Origin of the sequence: Brachyspira pilosicoli, from assembly GCF_008016535.1 — a bacterium.
In the GTDB taxonomy this organism is placed as follows: domain Bacteria; phylum Spirochaetota; class Brachyspiria; order Brachyspirales; family Brachyspiraceae; genus Brachyspira; species Brachyspira pilosicoli_A.
Window position 1 is genome coordinate 1 of sequence record NZ_SAXY01000045.1, and the last position, 17585, is coordinate 17585.

General features: G+C 27.0%; 17 protein-coding genes, 1 tRNA gene and 2 pseudogenes. 11 read left to right on the forward strand and 9 right to left on the reverse strand.

The annotated features are described in order from the left end of the window. Window positions 1–202: pseudogene (locus EPJ72_RS13040) on the forward strand (hypothetical protein); the annotation flags it as partial. 51 nt (window positions 203–253) lie between these two features. Here EPJ72_RS13040 and EPJ72_RS07130 read toward each other — a convergent pair. After that, the gene (locus EPJ72_RS07130) at window positions 254–1108 is read right to left on the reverse strand and encodes a DUF368 domain-containing protein (RefSeq protein ID WP_147731506.1); all 855 of its coding nucleotides are present in this window, start codon (window positions 1106–1108) and stop codon (window positions 254–256) included. 453 nt (window positions 1109–1561) lie between these two features. Here EPJ72_RS07130 and EPJ72_RS07135 point away from each other — a divergent pair, with 453 nt between their 5' ends. From EPJ72_RS07135 to EPJ72_RS07155, 6 genes and pseudogenes are all read left to right on the forward strand, one after another. After that, window positions 1562–2071 (forward strand): hypothetical protein, encoded by a 510-nt coding sequence (locus EPJ72_RS07135; RefSeq protein WP_147731507.1) that lies wholly within the window; start codon window positions 1562–1564, stop codon window positions 2069–2071. Between the two features lie 46 nt (window positions 2072–2117). Next, window positions 2118–2576: pseudogene (locus EPJ72_RS13760) on the forward strand (efflux RND transporter permease subunit); the annotation flags it as partial. Window positions 2577–2597: 21 nt separating this feature from the next. Beyond that, window positions 2598–2981 carry an efflux RND transporter permease subunit gene (locus tag EPJ72_RS13765; RefSeq protein WP_439897266.1) on the forward strand — a complete coding sequence of 128 codons (384 nt, stop codon included), beginning with the start codon at window positions 2598–2600 and terminating at the stop codon, window positions 2979–2981. A gap of 96 nt (window positions 2982–3077) precedes the next feature. Further along, on the forward strand, window positions 3078–4001 hold the full coding sequence (locus EPJ72_RS07145) for a tyrosine-type recombinase/integrase (protein ID WP_147731508.1): 924 nt from the start codon (window positions 3078–3080) through the stop codon (window positions 3999–4001). Between the two features lie 95 nt (window positions 4002–4096). Next, on the forward strand, window positions 4097–5560 hold the full coding sequence (locus EPJ72_RS07150) for a SurA N-terminal domain-containing protein (protein ID WP_147731509.1): 1464 nt from the start codon (window positions 4097–4099) through the stop codon (window positions 5558–5560). Between the two features lie 15 nt (window positions 5561–5575). Then, on the forward strand, window positions 5576–5896 hold the full coding sequence (locus EPJ72_RS07155; protein ID WP_147731510.1) for a hypothetical protein: 321 nt from the start codon (window positions 5576–5578) through the stop codon (window positions 5894–5896). 339 nt (window positions 5897–6235) lie between these two features. Here EPJ72_RS07155 and EPJ72_RS07160 read toward each other — a convergent pair whose 3' ends face one another. Then, window positions 6236–8773, reverse strand: a complete 2538-nt coding sequence (locus EPJ72_RS07160; protein WP_147731511.1) for a helicase C-terminal domain-containing protein — start codon at window positions 8771–8773, stop codon at window positions 6236–6238. Between the two features lie 114 nt (window positions 8774–8887). Between EPJ72_RS07160 and EPJ72_RS07165 the strand changes: the two genes are divergently transcribed. After that, window positions 8888–9841 (forward strand): dipeptidase, encoded by a 954-nt coding sequence (locus tag EPJ72_RS07165; RefSeq protein ID WP_147731512.1) that lies wholly within the window; start codon window positions 8888–8890, stop codon window positions 9839–9841. Window positions 9842–10113: 272 nt separating this feature from the next. On the opposite strand, the gene mnmE is transcribed toward EPJ72_RS07165, so the two are convergent. The 3 genes from mnmE to tsaE are packed head-to-tail and all read right to left on the reverse strand — an operon-like array spanning window position 10114 to window position 12930. Continuing rightward, the gene (mnmE, locus tag EPJ72_RS07170; protein WP_147731513.1) at window positions 10114–11502 is read right to left on the reverse strand and encodes a tRNA uridine-5-carboxymethylaminomethyl(34) synthesis GTPase MnmE; all 1389 of its coding nucleotides are present in this window, start codon (window positions 11500–11502) and stop codon (window positions 10114–10116) included. A gap of 19 nt (window positions 11503–11521) precedes the next feature. Further along, window positions 11522–12487 (reverse strand): hypothetical protein, encoded by a 966-nt coding sequence (locus tag EPJ72_RS07175; RefSeq protein ID WP_147731514.1) that lies wholly within the window; start codon window positions 12485–12487, stop codon window positions 11522–11524. Further along, a complete protein-coding gene (gene tsaE, locus EPJ72_RS07180; RefSeq protein WP_147731515.1) occupies window positions 12484–12930 on the reverse strand; it encodes a tRNA (adenosine(37)-N6)-threonylcarbamoyltransferase complex ATPase subunit type 1 TsaE in 447 nt (148 codons plus the stop codon). Before tsaE ends, EPJ72_RS07175 begins: the two co-directional genes overlap by 4 nt. Before the next feature lie 150 nt (window positions 12931–13080). Between tsaE and EPJ72_RS07185 the strand changes: the two genes are divergently transcribed. Then, the gene (locus EPJ72_RS07185) at window positions 13081–13767 is read left to right on the forward strand and encodes a YggS family pyridoxal phosphate-dependent enzyme (protein WP_147731516.1); all 687 of its coding nucleotides are present in this window, start codon (window positions 13081–13083) and stop codon (window positions 13765–13767) included. 2 nt (window positions 13768–13769) lie between these two features. Here the strand turns inward: EPJ72_RS07185 and EPJ72_RS07190 are convergent, their stop codons facing one another. The 4 genes from EPJ72_RS07190 to EPJ72_RS07205 all read right to left on the reverse strand — a co-directional run bounded on the left by EPJ72_RS07190 (window position 13770) and on the right by EPJ72_RS07205 (window position 16654). Further along, entirely contained in the window at window positions 13770–14303 is a 534-nt protein-coding gene (locus tag EPJ72_RS07190; RefSeq protein WP_147731517.1) for a hypothetical protein, read from the reverse strand. Window positions 14304–14730: 427 nt separating this feature from the next. Further along, window positions 14731–15783, reverse strand: a complete 1053-nt coding sequence (locus EPJ72_RS07195; protein WP_147731518.1) for an S-methyl-5-thioribose-1-phosphate isomerase — start codon at window positions 15781–15783, stop codon at window positions 14731–14733. A gap of 55 nt (window positions 15784–15838) precedes the next feature. Next, the gene (locus tag EPJ72_RS07200) at window positions 15839–16555 is read right to left on the reverse strand and encodes an RluA family pseudouridine synthase (protein WP_147731519.1); all 717 of its coding nucleotides are present in this window, start codon (window positions 16553–16555) and stop codon (window positions 15839–15841) included. 26 nt (window positions 16556–16581) lie between these two features. Continuing rightward, a tRNA-Phe gene (locus EPJ72_RS07205) sits at window positions 16582–16654 on the reverse strand. A 378-nt stretch (window positions 16655–17032) separates the two neighbouring features. Between EPJ72_RS07205 and rpmH the strand changes: the two genes are divergently transcribed. Both rpmH and rnpA read left to right on the forward strand, forming a co-directional pair. Then, a complete protein-coding gene (rpmH, locus tag EPJ72_RS07210) occupies window positions 17033–17176 on the forward strand; it encodes a 50S ribosomal protein L34 (RefSeq protein ID WP_014933193.1) in 144 nt (47 codons plus the stop codon). Beyond that, window positions 17169–17579, forward strand: a complete 411-nt coding sequence (gene rnpA / locus EPJ72_RS07215) for a ribonuclease P protein component (RefSeq protein WP_147731520.1) — start codon at window positions 17169–17171, stop codon at window positions 17577–17579. The genes rpmH and rnpA overlap by 8 nt, the downstream gene beginning before the upstream one ends. Window positions 17580–17585: the final 6 nt, after the last annotated feature.

Genomic DNA, 17585 nt, shown 5'->3' on the forward strand with positions numbered 1-17585 from the left:
AAGAGTACACGGCATAGACGAAAGAGAATTTTATTCACGATTAAATAAAAATATCACAGTAGAATTATTGAGAGAAAAATTAAAAGAATATACACATTTTTATAACAATCAAAGATTGATTTCTTCGTTATTGTATATTACAATCAAAGAAAGAATCAAAAATATTATAGCAAGTAAAAGTACAATATCTATGGCTCCATGACAATATATATACGACAAAAATAAAAACAACAAAAAAGAATAGTTATAAAAATTATCTATTATCAGGGTCAAATCTCTGTAAAAGCCTTATTAAAAAGTATGCTGCCAAAAACATTATAGTACATAAAGCCCATTCAATGCCTTTTGGCATACCGGGAAAGACCTGTATAATAGAGCCTAATACAAAACCTGATATTATCAAATAAGAAGATTTCACATAATGCTCCATCCAATATTCAAGCAGTTTTGTAGTAAGCACAACCCCTAAAATGCTTCCTATAGCTAAGGGAATTAAATATGGAAAATACAGATTATGAACGGCGTCAATAGTCTCTTTATATATTCCCAAAAGCAAAAACATATATGACACGCTTATACCCGGAAGTATCATCGCAATTGCTGCAATTAACCCTGCAACTACAAGTATAAAATACATAAATGTTTCACTTCTATTGCCGTTTCCACTAAAAAAGCCTTCTGGTATTATGGATATTAAATATACTACAAGAGCCCCTAATAAAATATATACAATGCTTAAAAAATCGAATTTATAAGATTTGGTTTTGTTATATACTGTATTAAAGCCGCCAAGTGCCGCCCCCATAAAAAAGAAAGAAGAAACTGTATAATATTTTTCGATTAAGTTTGATAAAGGCTTTGAAATTATAACCATTCCCAAAAGAGAACCAACACAAAAAAATATTAAAAATAAAAAGTTGAGTTTATTTTTTGAAAGATAGTTTTCATTCTTTGAAAAAGTTAGTATGCCGCTTAAAGAAGCTATTAATTTATCGTATATTCCAAGTATCATAGCCATAGTGCCGCCGCTGAAACCCGGTACAAGCATTGAAGCCCCTATTATAAAGCCTTTAATAATTGTGTATATATAATTGCCTATAATTTTCATAATTTTTAATAAACCTCTCATCAATTTCTAAATACATAATTTTTATACTTTATTTTGGAAAGTGATAATATATTAACAAACAATTTTAATCAAGTATTTTTATGTAGAGGTGTTGACATAAAATTATAGATTTGCTATAATTTCCTATATGATTAAGATTAAATTATTTAGTATTTCATCAATGAGCTTAACTCTCACAGCTCACAGCTCACAGCTCACAGCTCACAGCTCACAGCTCACAGCTCACAGCTCACAGCTCACAGCATAATTCTCTAAAAAAATATTATCAATTATTAAATACACTTTTATATTTTGTATTGCAATCTTTTGCTAGGTTAATCAATTCTATTAAAACAATTATTCACACTAAAGCATATCACTTTACTTTTTAGTTTCGCAATTAAGCATTAGCAATAATGTTTAAATACACAAATTATTAAAAAGGAGTTCAACATGAACAAAAAGATTTTATCAATATTTGTAATGATAATGGCTTTATCATTATTCGGCGTAAGTTGTAGTAATGAGGATTCTACAGGAACAGGAGGAAACAACTCAGACGGATCAGGTACACCTACACCTACCCCTACACCTACACCGCTAACAAAAGAAGAAGTAGTTAAGTTTCAAGGAAGATGCTCGACGAAGGAAGGAGCAAATAAAGTAAGCGGTGATGCTAGTATGCCAAAATCAACTGGATCAGATTTTACAATTAATGCAGACGGCAGTATCAAAGATAAAGTTACTCAGCAAACAATAAGTTTAGATAAAATTAATAAAGTATCTGATAATGTATTTGAATTTACTTTTGAAGTTACACAAGAAGGAGTAAAAAAGACTTTAAAACATAAAGTTGATTTTACAGATAATAATGCTCCTAAATGTACTTTAGTATTGACTAGGGAAGGTCAAGGGCAATCAGCTTCGGCTACTTATGAAGGAACATTAACGAAAATGAAATAATATATTAATAAAAGCCTGTCTTAATATTTATTAGGGAGGGCTTAAAAAAACTATTTATGTAGATATAAACCTAAACAGATTAAATGCATATTTTATAAATATTAATGATATAATAAAAACTCTCTCTTTAGAAAATCAAAACATAGTTGGGGGCGAAACTTATGAAGGAGTTTATAAATATGGAATAAGAACTAAGGGAGAGTTTAAAAATATAAATGATATAGAAAATGTAGTAGTAGCTTTAAAAAATAATATATATCCTGTAAAAATAAGAGATATAGCAAATGTGTATGAATATTATGATGATGAAGCTGAGATAGTTAGAATTAATGGTCAAAAGGCAGTAAGTGTAGCTATAACTAAAGAATCTGGTGCTAATATCATACAAATATCAAGAGATGTTAATAAAAGATTAGAAACAATGGATTTGCCTTATGGAGTATATTATAAAATATTATTCAATAGCTCTGATACAATAAATAACTCAATAAAAAATGTAATAAGTACAATATGGCAAGGGGCTTTAATATTCCTTTATATCAGTGGGGAAACTTTAAACGTATATAGTGCAATAGGTATTATAATGCTTATTGGTATAGTTGTAAACAATGGAATAGTTTTAATAGATTATATGAATAAAGTTGTACTAGAAGAAAATATTTCTTGGAATGAATCAGCTTTAAGAGCCTGTAAGAGAAGATTAAAACCTGTGCTTATGACTTCTTTAACTACTATTTTGGGTATGCTTCCTATGATGCTAAAAATAGGAAACGGCACAGAGATGTATAAACCATTGGCTACTGCAGTTTGCGGAGGGCTTTTATTTTCTACAGTGTTTACTCTTATAATAATACCAACTGTATATTCAAGTTTTAGAAATAGATTTGATATAAAAAGAAAATACGATTAATAAAAATAAAATTCACTCTAGTTAACATACTTCATCAATTTATAAATAAAACTTTCGATAATTATTAAACTACTATATTATTAAAAGGGTTTGTTTATGGAAAATCAATTAAAAAGAGTAGAGGCTAATGAGCTAGAAAATATATTAGAAGAGTTTGCTGATTATTTACAAACTTTGAATTATGCTGCTCATACAATCAATAGTTATACTAAAGACTTAAAAGAATATATCAAATTTTTGGAAGATAATGATATAGACTTTAATGATGCTACTCACTACACTATAAGAGATTATTTTGCATCATTAAAAAATAAAAAATTAAAAAATGCAACAACTTCAAGACATCTTTCATCTATAAAAAAGTTCTATAAATATTTAATAAGAAACGGCTACTCCGATAAAACAAGAATAATAAATATGAAAAGTCCAAAAAGAGAAGAACATATAGCTAAGTTTTTATCGCTTAATGATATAGATAAAATATTAGAAATAGATGATGATAATGATTTTACTATTATAAGAGATAAAATGATGGCCATATTTATGTATGCTATAGGTTTAAGGGCATCAGAATTAATATCTATTAAACTTAATATGATGCATAAGGGTTCTACAACTTTAAGAATACTTGGTAAAGGTTCGAAGGTGAGAGAGATACCATTAATTCCCATGATATATGATAATTGGGATTTATATATGCAAAAAAGGGCAATTATACAAAGAGAATATGGTTCTGATAATAATTATTTATTTGTAAATAGATTTGGAAAACCTATAAGCGATAGAAGCGTTAGAAATTCAATGAAAAGACTTATGAGAATGGCTAATATTAGTATAGATTTCTCTCCTCACACTTTAAGGCATACATTTGCCACACATCTTTTAAATAATGATGCCGAAATTAGAGGTGTTCAAGAATTACTAGGTCATGAAAGCATATCAACAACTCAAAGATATACTCATGTTACAAATGATAGGCTTTTTGAAGTATACAATAGAGCACATCCGCATTCAAAATAAAATATACAAATATAAAATTACTTGATTTTTTGGAATCTTTTTTATATAATTAACATATTAAAGTTAATTAATAAAAAATCTTTGAGGATAAATAAATGTCATCTAATAAAAAAATAGTAATCAAAAAAAAGAGTCCTGTAGTTAAAACTTTGCAATGGCTTGGAGTATCTGCTGTATCCATTTTACTTATAGTATATTTTTTGGTAATAGATACTAGAGGAAGTCAGAAAACGCCTACTATAGGTTCTGTTAATGGTACTCCTATATACTATACTTCTACAAGTCCTTATGGTAAAGCTTTTAGAGAGATAGAAAATTATTATCAGCAATTTGGAATACCAATGAATGCTGATATATATGCCAATATAGAAGATTTAGCTTTTAGAAGAGCTGTTACTACTATACTTTTAGATGATTTAGCAGCAAAAAATATAACTGTAAGCGATAAAATAATACTTCAATATATGCAAAGCCAATTTATAGACAGCAATGGTAATTATAACCAAATGGCTTATGATGCTTTTATTAAAAATACTCCTCAATCAGAAAAAATTAGAATAGAAAAAGATTTAAAAGAAACTGTTATGGCTCAAACTATAGCTTTAGAGTTATTTAATAGTGTAAAAATTAATTCTTTAGAACTAGAAAGAGAATATATAAAAAATTATACCAAAAGAGATATTGAAATGCTTTATATAGATGCTTCTGAAATAGCAAAAAATGCTGATATACTTGAAGCGGATATTGACAAATATTTTACTGATAATAAAACTAATTTTGTACAGGCTGATATATCTTGGATACTTCTTGCTAATGCTAAAGAAGCAGAAAATGTTTATAAGACACTTAAAAATGACATTAGTTTATTTGATAAAACTGTAGCAGAAAAAAGTATTTATACAAATGACTATCATTTAGGATATGTTACAAGAATGGAAATTGATAAAAATATAGCAGATAGAGTATTTACAAACACACAAACTAATATTTTACTTTCTCCTATTAATGTTAATGGCGTTTATTATGTTGTATTAGTTAATGATATAAGACTTCCTGAAAAATATACAGATGTTAATTCTGGTGTTTTAAGAGACAGTTATTTAAATGACAATCTTAAAATATTAGTTGAAGCAGAAAAATCTAAACAAGTAGAAGTATTAAAAAATGCTGTTTCAAACAACAATAATTTTGCTGCTTTAAATAATAATGGTAATATTAAATACTATAAATCTTCAGCACCATTTTCTTATGCTCAAGGTTTAGTAAATGCGACTGATGGAAATATTATACCGGATTCATCTACTCCTATATTTAATAGTACAGTATTTTCTTTGAATGTTGGCGATAAAAGTGAGGTTATAAAATTAAATAATGGCGCTGCTGTTATAAAAGTTTTATCAGAAGAGAAGGCAGATTTAAATAGGCTAGCATCATTAGATACAGCTCAAAAAAATACTGCCAAAAGAGAATTATTAAATGCAACTGTTGCTAATATTTCAATAGAATGGGAAAATAGAAGTATAGAAGATGCAAGAATAAAAAGGCACAAAATAAGATAAAATAGGGGGGATTTTATGTTTGATAATAACGTTCATTATATAAGAAAAGAATTAGAATCTATATACAATGTTGTAGTAGAGAATTTGGGCAAAGAGTTATTAAGCAAAGAGATAAAAAAACTTGAATACGAGCCAAAATTAGACAGAATTAATATAAATGATTTTATTTTTATAAGACTTACATTTGAAAATAAAGAAGACCATAAAGAATTATTTTATGAGATATATATAGAAGATGAAAACGGCAATGCCTTAGAAAACTCAATGATAAATGTAGAGCGTCCTTTCTCTAATCTTGTAGATAAAATTGATTATCTTATAAAACTAGATTATTAATTATTTTAAGTATAGATTTTCAAATATTGTACTTGTTTCAATAGTATATTAATAAACATTTATAGTATTTTTATTTATAATTATAGCTAGTTAGTTAAGTAAGTAATAAAAAATATTTTTAATTGAAAGTTAAGTCTTTTGCTTCTTTGCGGCATAAAAAGAAGTGAGTGAAAATCCATTCAAATATTTCAAATTAAAAAAATTAATAGAATATAGTTGTTTAGATATCTAATAATACGATTAATTATTTAATATATAAAAAATTATTTATATAATTAAAAGTAATAAAACATTTCTTAATAATTTAATCTATATGTTTTAGTGTAGTATCAATAGCTTTTATTGCTCAAAGAAATTATTCATATCTTTAAAAATTTCTTTTATGCTTGCTCTTAATATGCTTGCATTCGGAAGTGAGTTTATAAATTGCATGCCGTAATTTTTGGTATATAGTCTTTTATCTAATACAAATACTATGCCTCTGTCTTCTTTGCTTCTTATAAGCCTTCCAAAACCTTGTTTAAACTTTATAACAGCAAAAGGCAGAGCATAATCCAAAAATGCATTTCCTCCATTTTCTTCAATATATTTGTACCTTCCTTCACTTATTGGGTCTGTAGGAACGGCAAATGGAAGTTTTGGTATAATTACAGCTTCAAGATTCTTTCCTGCAACATCAACACCCTCCCAAAAAGAATCCACTCCAAATAAAACATTATTTTCTGATGCCTTAAACATATCAAGTAAAGTATGCCTATGTATTGAAGAAGTTTGTGCGAGGGCATTAATATTTTTTTCTTTTAGCTTTTCAACAGTAGTTTCATAAACTTTCATTAAAGAAGAGAATGCCGTAAAAAGTATAAATGCACGCCCACCTGTAATGTCGCATACATTAAGAAGAACTTTTGATGTATAATCATTAAAACTATCACTTGCTGGGTCTGGTGAATCGGTTGATATATAGAGCCTTGCATTGTTTCTATAATTAAAAGGAGACTCTAAATATATTTCTATCTTTTTGTTTTTTTCTATATAGTCAAAGCCAAGTCTATTAGAAAAGAAATTAAAACTCTTTGAAACTGTGAGTGTGGCAGAATACATAGCAACAGTATCAAACCTTAAATATAAATAATCATTTAAGTTTTTAGCTACTGTAACAGGAGTAAGATGCCAATTAAGTATAAGATTGCCTTTTTTAGTCATTCTTGCTTCAACCCATCTTATATATTCATCTTTTTTATAATCTATTGCGGCATTGAGTGAGATTAATTGTCTTTTAAGTCTTTCAAGATAGGCATTACTCATCTGTGCTATCTCTTCATAATCGAACCCTTTATCTATTGCTATATCAAAGAATTTTTTATAAAGTTTATCGCATGCATTAACTAACGAAGTAATAACTAAAACCATCTCTCTTAAAGGTTTAATTCCTTCTTCTTTCCATTTATTATTAATTATTATTTCTGGGCATATTCTAAATTTAAATCCTAAGCCTTCTTTTGTTTGTATATTTTTGTGGCAGTAGTTTAAAAATTGTTTTGAAGATTCATCTACCACATTTCTTACTCTTGAAGTTGTTTCATGTACACTATTAATTAGCTCTAATAATTCTCTATAATCATCTATTTCTATAGAAGATTTATTTTGATTAACCATATTATTAATAGTTTCTATTACACCAAGCCTTTTATTTTTCTTTATTCTTGATATATAAAAAAGTGCCTTTAATATTCCGTTTTTACTTCCCTCATCTCCAAAATAACTAGAAGCCGAATTTTCAAAATTATGAGCCTCATCAATTATAACTTTTGTATATTTTGGGAGTAGGCTATATCTGCCTGAAGTTTCTGCATGTAAAGACAAATCTGCACATAGTATATGATGATTAACTATTAATAATTGTGCTGCATTAAGCTGTTTACGCATTTTATAAAAATAACAATCTTCTAAATATTCGCATTTTCTATGAGTGCAAGTGTCAGTATCACAGGCAACCATTTCCCATAATTCAGATTTTGGTTTGTAGCCTAAATCTGTAATAGAGCCGTCTTTTGTAATATTAAGCCAATTGTCAATATCTGCAAAAAACTCAATTTGGTCTTCAAAATCTAATTTATCAGTATCATTCAAAGTATCTTTTACTTTTTTAATGCATACATAATTATTACGCCCCTTTACTAAAGCATATTTAACATTTGGAGCTATGGCATCTATTATAGATGGTAAATCTTTATTTATAATTTGTTCCTGCAGATTTATTGTATTTGTTGAAACTACTATTCTTGTTTTATTTTCTTTAAGCCATAATAAAGCAGGTATTAAATATGCAAATGATTTACCTATTCCAGTGCCTGCTTCGGATATTAAATGTTTATTTGTATTAAAGGCTTCTATTGTAGCTTCTACAAGTTCTGTTTGCTCTTGTCTGTATTCATACTTTTTTAATATTTTGCTTAAAAGCCCATTTTCGGTGAACATAAATAATGCATCAGGAGCATCTATATTTTTTACATTTTCTTTTCTAATTGGTCTTACAACTTCATAAAAATCATCAACATCATTATTAACTATATAAAAACCAACTCCAGCATTATTGCCCAATTCGCTTGCTATAGCTAAATCTGCCCTTGAAGGAGTAAGCTGACCTGATGGATGATTATGTATTACAGCATCAAACTCTAATGAAAGCGATATTATAGCAGGTACAGAATCTTTATTTCCCCTTGCCATTACTTCTATATAATCTAATATGCCGAAAGAATTAAAATTGATTCCAAAATATACTTCATTGCCGTAGGAATCAACTATAGATTTCCTCATAAAATTTATTGCTTCTAAAGAAAAGACATTATTTATTTCAACATCATATTCACTCATTATTGAATGATAGTATATTATATTAAAATCTTTGTCAAATTGTTTTTGCTTCTATTGTAAAATAGCTTTTATTGATATATTATTCTTGCAAATTTAATTTTTAAGGAAAATACTATGATTTTTGATGCTCATTCTGATGTTTTATCTGATGTTGCTGTAAAGACTTTGAAAGGCGAGAGTAATATATTAAAAAAGTATCATTATGATAATTTAGTTAAAGGAAAAGTTGGAGGAAGTATATTTGTTGTATGGGTTGAGAGAAAAAATTACGAGAGAGCTTTTGAGAGGGCTAACGAGATACTTGAGTGCTTTAAAAAAGAGCTTAATTATTGCAGCGATATTATAGAAGTTGTAAAAAGTTATGATGAGATGATTAATGCACAAAATAAAAATAAGTTTTATGTTTTTTTAGGTTTTGAGGGTTTAATGCCTATTGAAGATAATATAGATATTCTTGATAGTTATTATAATGATTATGGTATTAGGCATGCTAGTTTAACTTGGAATGAAGAGAATAAGCTTGCTACTGGAGCAAAGGGGGACAGCAGCAGAGGATTAACAGAGCTTGGAAAAAAAGTAATAAAAAAGATGAATGATAAGGGAATGATAGTTGACGTTTCTCATTTGAATGATAAATCTTTTTATGATGTAGCTAATATTACAGACTCTCCTATAATAGCATCGCATTCAAATAGCAGAAAGTTATGCGGCAGTATGAGGAACCTTACAGATGAGCAGTTAAAAGTAATAAGAGATTTAAATGGGGTAGTTGGGTTTAATTCTTATAAAGATTTTGTAGATGAAGATAAAGATAAACAAACAATAGATAGGGCAGTTGATCATATAAAATATATTGCAGACACTATAGGAGTTGATTATATAGGGCTTGGCTTTGACTATAATGAATATTTTGAAGATGAGGGTATTACAGGAGTTAAGGGACTTGAAGATGCTTCAAAGTCTTATACTATATTAGAAAAGCTAAAAGAAGCTGGTTTTAACAGTGATGATATAGAGAAAATAGAATATAAAAACTTTCATAGAATAATAAAAACTGTAATAAAATAAAAAAATATTAAAGTTATTATTGCAACAGACGATATTATATTTAGGTTGATTGGACTACCCCCCAATAACTATATTTGTAATAAGCCGCTTTGTTCATCCCACAAAAGCGGTTTATTTTTTTATATATCTATAAGTTTTTGTTCTATTCAACTTTTTCCCGCCGCAAAAAGTTGCAAAAAGTGCAATTTATTTAATTTATATATCAAAAAACTAGTCCCCGAAAATAATAAAAATATAAAATTAACTTTTAGTATATAATTCTTTTTATATTTCTATTTACCTATACAGAAATTCTCAAATATCTCGTTTATTATCTCTTCTGCTTCAATCTTGCCGCTTACATTGTCTAATATGTTATTTAATATATTTATCTCTTCTGCCACTTCATCTAATAAATGATTATTATTTGACTTTTCTATACACACATTTAACTGCTCTATTGCTCTCTCTAAATATCCTCTCTCTCTGTTGTTTACATAGCTCTCTTTATTAAAAATTGTTATATCAGAATCTTTTATATGATTTTTTAATGCTTCTATTAATTTATCTTTTCCTTGTTTTGTTTTGGTGCTTATCTCTACTGCATCATCTATTTTTTTGTCAAACTTCTTCTCTAAATCTATTTTGTTCAACACATAAATTATATTTTTATTTTTTAATTGTTGTAAAAACTCTATTAAATTAATATCATCATCATTGGCCTTGTCATTATAATCAAAAGCAGCAATTATAATATCAGCCTCATTAGCACATTTTTTAGCCCTCTCAATTCCCTCAAGTTCTATATCGTTATCAGCTTCTTTGTGAAAACCAGCAGTATCCATAAAATAAAATGGTATATTATCTATATAAATATTTTCGCTCAAAAAATCCCTCGTAGTGCCAGCCACATTTGAAACTATTGCACGCTCTCTGTCTAATATCATATTAAATATACTGCTCTTTCCTGCATTAACTCTTCCAAGTATTGACACTTTTATTCCGTTAATGAGATTTTCTGCTCTCTTAGAATTATTTAAAATATTTTCTATATCTTTTTTTATAGTGTAAAAGTTTTCTATTAGTTTGTCATAAGAAAAAGTTTCTGTATCATCTTCTGGAAAATCTAATTCACCATAAATAAGCATAAGAGTATTTTTCACATTCTCTCTAAGTTTATCTATTTCCCTTGTAAGCCTTCCTCTAATTTTGTAAATACTTGCTTCAGCCATCAATCTATTATTAGAATCTATTAAATCATGTATAGCTTCAGCTTCACTTATGCCAATTCTTCCATTAATATAAGCCCTATATGTAAACTCGCCTCTATTTGCTTGTCTTGCTCCGTTTCTTATTATAAGGTTTAATAATGATTCTATAACAACTATACTTCCATGACATATAAACTCCACAGTATCTTCTGAAGTAAATGTGTTTGGAGATAATGTTGTAAGTACTATAAGTTCATCTATAGGAGTATTATCTTCATCTTTAATTAAAGCATAATAACTTTTTCTATGTTCAAATTTTGTAATGTTTTTATTTTCATTGTTGGCATAATAGCATATTTTTGAGGCTATGTTTAGAGAATCTTTTCCAGACATTCTTATTAATGCCAATGCACTTTTTGAATAGGGTGTTGCTAATGCTACTATAGTATCATCTAAATTATAATTAGACATAAATTAATTTCCTGATATATTAATTTTTTACTCTTTTTTTCTTTAATTTTTTATTTAGCTTTTTCTTTTCTTCTTTTTTTAAAGCCGTATATAAGTTTCCATTTGCTATAATATAGTCTTTACAGAAATTATAATCTCTCTCCATTAATTCTATATCTGCAGAAGCCTTTGCAAATTTTATTAAATCTCCTTCAGTAAACATTTTTATTATAGTATCGCTTTCTGTAAACTTATTTTCTTCAAATAACTTTGATATTTCACTGGTTGTCATGTCTTCAATATTAAATCTAAATCTTTTTGTTAAATATCTTTTAAATATAAATGTTAATTCAAAATAATATTCAGCAAATTTATTTTCGTTATAGTAAATGTTATAATCTATATTTTTTAAAGCATTAAGAGCTTCAGTATCTTCTTTTATTGTTAGTCTTTCATTAAACTTCTTCTCAACATATTTTGCCAAAAATAATACAGAGAATATTATTAAAACTATAACTATTAAAAATGCTATTATAATAATCCACACGTATAAAGGCATAGGTATACTAATAGCTTTTTTCATTGGAGGAAGAACATCTCCATCAGAAAAAGGATTAACCAATACATTAATATCTTCACCGTAAAGTTCTCTATATTCATTATTATAATTATAAGATATTTTAAAAGTAGATATTACAAACTGCCCAACATCATAAAATCCTATATTGTATTTAATTATTCTCTCTTTAAAATTTCCTTTATTTTTATTTATATTCTCTACGCTTATTATTCTTGATTGTGAAACTCTATCATCAAAAGAAATATCCTGATAATTATAATCTATATCTTTTTTTGAAATTATATGTACTTCATAAGTAATGCTGTCGCCTATAAATATATTTACAGATGATACACTAGTTTTTGTATAAACAATAGTGTCGCTGTCTATCGTTTTTGAACATGATAAGATTAATGTTGATATAAACAATAATAATATTTTTTTCATTTAATTAAACTAATCCTATATAATCTGCTGTCATTATTAATCATTTCTATTTCAAATAAATAATACGGTTTATCAAAATACTCTATAAACTTCTCTCCCCATTCTATCATAGTAATGCCATCTTCTTTTATTTTGTCTTTAAATCCTATATCATCAAGTTCAGCAACAGAAGAAAGCCTATAAAGGTCAACATGACGAAGTATGGTTTCTTTGTTGTTTAATATAATATCATACTCATTTATTAAAGTAAAAGACGGACTGCTTACTATGTCATCACTTTGAAGCAGTCTTGAAAGAAGTCTTACAAAAGTGGTTTTGCCAAAGCCCAAATCGCCATTCATTATAATTAAATCACCGTCTTTTAGTAATTTATATATATATTGAGCTACTTCTTCTATATTATCTATTGTAATATTATTATATTCTTTTAATATTTCTTTCATACATAGTTTTTTTATTTGTTTGTATTTTTAAAAAAAATATATATTATAGATTATTATTTGTCAAATATAAATTAATTGATTATATATGTAAATATTATTTTTTAGTTGAAAGATTTTTTATTGATTTTATAATATTTAAGAGGTGTAGTGATGGATAGAGATACTATTAAAAATAAATATGATTCTATAACAGAAAATATAGATTCACTTAAAGAGAAATATAAAATAGATTATAATATAGATATTATAGCAGTTAGTAAATATTCTTCAATAGAAACCATAAAAGAGTTTTTGTCTTTGAATATTAATTTGCCGTTAGGAGAATCTAAAGCTCAGAGTTTAAGGGATAGGGCAGAGGAGCTTAATAAAGATTATGATAATATAATATGGCACTTTATAGGAAGAATACAATCAAACAAAGTAAAATATATAGTAAAATATTCTGATTTAATACAAAGCGTAGACAGTATTGAAATTGCTGAATATATAAACAAAGAAGCCATAAAAAATAACAAAATTCAAGACATATTGCTTCAATTTAATATAAGCAATGAAGAGCAAAAAGGCGGATTTAATTTATCTGATTATAATATGGTGTATGATAAAATAAAAAATTTATCGAATGTAAATATAAAAGGACTTATGGGAATATCTTTAAAAGTAAATAATGATTTTGAGATAGAAAAAGAGTTTGAAACTTTAAATGAAGTTTTTATGAAGTTAAAAGATAAAAATATTTCAATACTTTCAATGGGCATGACCAACGATTATCATTTAGCTATAAAGCATGGTTCTAATATGATTAGAATAGGAAGCGGTTTTCTAGGATATTCTTAATTTTATTGGAATCTTCTATCTCTATTTATTGTAATTAAATAATTCCAAACATAATAAAATATAGTATCTTCTGTATTGAAATGAGTAACTGCTTCATCCTGTTTTAACTTGTACATAGAGTTTGAAAATGCTTCTTCTTGTTCAAGTTCTTTTATTTTTAATGACAAATTGTCTGTATGAGTTTTTACTTTTGACATTAATTCTACAGGCAATGCTCTTTCATAATTTCTGCTTGTTAGAGTTTCTAATGCATATTCGATTCTATCTGGAGTTAATCTTGAAGCTATTTCTTTTTCATCTTCAATTTCTTTATTTATAGTATTGCTAGCCCAAGTGTTGAACTCATTAATCCACATCTTGTATTCATTGGAATATTTTGATGAGGTTAAGAGATAATCATCTTTTACTTCTTTAGGCAATATGTTTAAAAAGTTTTTATATCTTTGCTCCATAGCATATATAGAACCGCCCTCATTTTTACAAGAGATAGCGAATATTGATATTAAAGTTATTATACAAAAAATTATTTTTTTCATTTAGAAATCCATTTTATTTTAAGGTTGCTTTATTATAATATAGTTAAACAAAAAATTCAAATATTTAATAAATATACTGAAATAAATATGTTTTGTCAATGTATACTAAAAATTTTTGAGTTTGTCAAAAATTATATTTTTAAGTTTAAAATATTTGCAGGGCTTTGCCACCTGCGAAGCGTGCCCGTAGGGTAGCACCACAGTTCTTTTATTGGCACAAAGAACCAAAAAGACTGCTTTTTAAACTAAAATTTAGGTTTTATGCTATAATTTGATATATATTCCAACATATAGGATAAAATATTTGTACTTTTTGCGGCGGGAAAAAGTTGATGGTACAGTTGTAAAAATTATTTTATTTTAATAAAAGCAAATACGCAACAAATAAAAAATTAAAAAAATCTTTTTGACAAATTTTTAAATTACATCAATAAAAATCTCTAGTCTCTGTTTCAAAATATTCTTCTAAGTTATATGGAGAATATATTCCCTTATCTGTAACAACGGCACTTATTAGTTTTGGAGGAGTAACATCAAAAGATGGGTATATTCCTTTAACGCCTTTTAATGTATTATGTATTCCTCTGTATGATAAAACGAGTTCAGGGTCTCTCTCTTCTATCACTATATCAGAGCCTTTGTTTTTATCCTTATCTGGTATGCCTGTAACATAATAAGGAATTTCAAATTTGTCTGCCAATATTGCAGCTTGAAGAGTTCCTATTTTGTTTGCAATATATCCGTCTCTTGTGATAGTGTCAGCAGCCGAAGTAAATATATTTATAGCACCCTTTTGCATAACATACGCTGCCATATTATCAGTAATAACTGTTACATCTATACCGCTTTCATAAAAACAAGAAGAGGTAAGTCTTGCCCCTTGAAAATATGGACGAGTTTCTAAACAATATGCTCTAAAAGTTTTATTTTCTTTTTTAGCAGCCCTACACATCATTCCTACTATAGTTTCTCCAAAGCATTGTGTTAATATGGAAGCATTATTTTCTACAAGTTTTATTAAATATGTTCCAACCTCTTCCATGATGGAATATCTTCTGTTTAGAGATTCTATTGCATTATTGAAAATAGCTTTTACTGGATTTTTGCATTCTTTTAATGCTTTTTTAGCAGCCTCTAATGCAGATTCTGTTATAATTCTATATCTGTTTGCAGTTGTAGGTCTAGAGTTAGCTAATACATTGGAAGCTTCAGTTAAAAACTCAATTTGTTCTTTTTCTGTTTTCTTTTCAACTTCACTAGCAGCCAAAGCCATACCCATAGCACAAGCTGTATAAGGACCAGCACTCTGAGTAACCATATTATATATAGCCTCAGCCACTTCTTTATAACTATAACATTCCACAAAACTAATTTCTGTAGGGTATATTCTTCTGTCTAATATTCTTACTTTTTTGTTTTCATACCAAGCAACATTTTCGTATCTCAACAAAAAAGGCAAATCATAATCTTTTCTTTCCATTTGTTGTAGTCCATAATATTTAATATATATATTTTATCGTAAAATATAAAAATTATCAATTATTAAAAATATCCCAGGGATTATAATTTGGTATATCAGCCTCAATAAATATTTCTTTATCTTTTGTAGGGTGGGGAAACTTAACACTTTTTGCAAACAAAGCTAAAGGCACATCATCTCTGTCATATTTTATGTATGAGCCATATTTTCTGTCGCCATATATAGCATGTCCAAGATTTGAAAGCTGTACTCTTATCTGATGAAACCTTCCCGTTTCAAGCTCTATTTTTAAAAGACTTAAATTTTTTATATTATCCTCTTTCAATACTTTATAATGAAGAATAGCTTTTTTGGCATTCTTAGTATTTTCAAAAACAACCATTGCAATATTTCCAAGTTTATTTGTTTTTTTTATCAAATAATTTTCTAGAGTATTTTCTTTTTCTAATAATATTCCTTTCACTACGCAATAATAAGTCTTTTGAAAATTTCTATTTCTTATAGCCTCACTTAATCTAGATGCTGCCTTAGAAGTTTTAGCAAACACCATAACACCAGATACAGGTCTGTCAAGTCTATGAACTAATCCTAAAAAAACATTCCCTTGTTTACTATATTTTAATTTGATGTAGTCTTTTATATTTTCAAAAAAAGATGTATCGCCTGTATTATCTGCTTGAGTTGGAATGTTTGGCGGTTTTACAGCTACTATAATGTGATTGTCTTCGTATAGGGGATTTATGAAGTTTGTAATTTGTTCTAAGTTGTTCATATGGATTTTTATGAGAGTAAGAAATGTGCCGAGTCAGGGAATCGAACCCTAGACACAAGGATTTTCAGTCCTTTGCTCTACCTACTGAGCTAACTCGGCAAGTGAAAATTAGTATAACATGTCGTAAAAAAAAGTCAATAGTTATTTTTTTATTTTATTGTTTAATAGTGTAAAATTTTATATTTTTTTGATGTTTTTTTATAAATTATAGTGTTGTATTTTGATTTAATATTAATACAAAAATAGCTATATAATATTTATTGTTTAAAATTAATTATAATAAAATAAGATTTCTATGTCTTAAGATAAAAAAATTACTTTTAAAACTAAAGACTATGTAATATCAATACCTGTAAATAAGTAATAAATGTTTTATGCTTGACAAAAAAATAATTATAAAGTATATTTAAGTATTATAATTTAAATTGCTATTAACTTAATAAATTAATATAAATATAATCTTTTGAAGGAGAAAAAATGAAACGTACTTATCAGCCAAGTAAGTTGCGTCGTGCTAGGAAATTTGGTTTTTTTAAACGTATGGCAACAAAACACGGTAGAGATGTGTTAAAACGTAGAAGAAGAAAAGGTAGATATCGTTTAACTTCTGCCGATGAGTAATCAATCATTAAATGATAATTCTAATCTAATTAATGATCGGGAAAAAAATAAAAGAATATCATTCAAATTATATCGTAAAGAAAAACTTAAAAGTAAAAAAGATATAATTTGTTTTTTTAAAAAGAATGATAATTCTAATTTAATTAAGTATAGTAATTATTTTTTTACTATACTTGCTATAAAAAATAATCGTTCTTATTCTAGGTTTGTTGTAACAATAAAAAAAAACAAAGTTAATGCTGTAAAAAGAAATAGAGCGAAAAGAATTGTTAGAGAAATCTATAGAATAGAAAGAAATAATATTCCTGTAGGGTATGATTATTTTATTATTATTAATAGATATATTTCCCGTTCATTTTTGGATTATAAAAAAGAGTTAATGAAGTTGTTTTATAGGATTTGATGGATT

What these genes read in the sequence shown, in the direction of transcription:
- EPJ72_RS07130 (WP_147731506.1), bottom strand. Translation starts at nt 1,108, where the DNA reads ATGAAAATTATAGGCAATTATATATACACAATTATTAAAGGCTTTATA.
- EPJ72_RS07135 (WP_147731507.1), top strand. Translation starts at nt 1,562, where the DNA reads ATGAACAAAAAGATTTTATCAATATTTGTAATGATAATGGCTTTATCA.
- EPJ72_RS07145 (WP_147731508.1), top strand. Translation starts at nt 3,078, where the DNA reads ATGGAAAATCAATTAAAAAGAGTAGAGGCTAATGAGCTAGAAAATATA.
- EPJ72_RS07150 (WP_147731509.1), top strand. Translation starts at nt 4,097, where the DNA reads ATGTCATCTAATAAAAAAATAGTAATCAAAAAAAAGAGTCCTGTAGTT.
- EPJ72_RS07155 (WP_147731510.1), top strand. Translation starts at nt 5,576, where the DNA reads ATGTTTGATAATAACGTTCATTATATAAGAAAAGAATTAGAATCTATA.
- EPJ72_RS07160 (WP_147731511.1), bottom strand. Translation starts at nt 8,773, where the DNA reads ATGAGTGAATATGATGTTGAAATAAATAATGTCTTTTCTTTAGAAGCA.
- EPJ72_RS07165 (WP_147731512.1), top strand. Translation starts at nt 8,888, where the DNA reads ATGATTTTTGATGCTCATTCTGATGTTTTATCTGATGTTGCTGTAAAG.
- mnmE (WP_147731513.1), bottom strand. Translation starts at nt 11,502, where the DNA reads ATGTCTAATTATAATTTAGATGATACTATAGTAGCATTAGCAACACCC.
- EPJ72_RS07175 (WP_147731514.1), bottom strand. Translation starts at nt 12,487, where the DNA reads ATGAAAAAAATATTATTATTGTTTATATCAACATTAATCTTATCATGT.
- tsaE (WP_147731515.1), bottom strand. Translation starts at nt 12,930, where the DNA reads ATGAAAGAAATATTAAAAGAATATAATAATATTACAATAGATAATATA.
- EPJ72_RS07185 (WP_147731516.1), top strand. Translation starts at nt 13,081, where the DNA reads ATGGATAGAGATACTATTAAAAATAAATATGATTCTATAACAGAAAAT.
- EPJ72_RS07190 (WP_147731517.1), bottom strand. Translation starts at nt 14,303, where the DNA reads ATGAAAAAAATAATTTTTTGTATAATAACTTTAATATCAATATTCGCT.
- EPJ72_RS07195 (WP_147731518.1), bottom strand. Translation starts at nt 15,783, where the DNA reads ATGGAAAGAAAAGATTATGATTTGCCTTTTTTGTTGAGATACGAAAAT.
- EPJ72_RS07200 (WP_147731519.1), bottom strand. Translation starts at nt 16,555, where the DNA reads ATGAACAACTTAGAACAAATTACAAACTTCATAAATCCCCTATACGAA.
- rpmH (WP_014933193.1), top strand. Translation starts at nt 17,033, where the DNA reads ATGAAACGTACTTATCAGCCAAGTAAGTTGCGTCGTGCTAGGAAATTT.
- rnpA (WP_147731520.1), top strand. Translation starts at nt 17,169, where the DNA reads ATGAGTAATCAATCATTAAATGATAATTCTAATCTAATTAATGATCGG.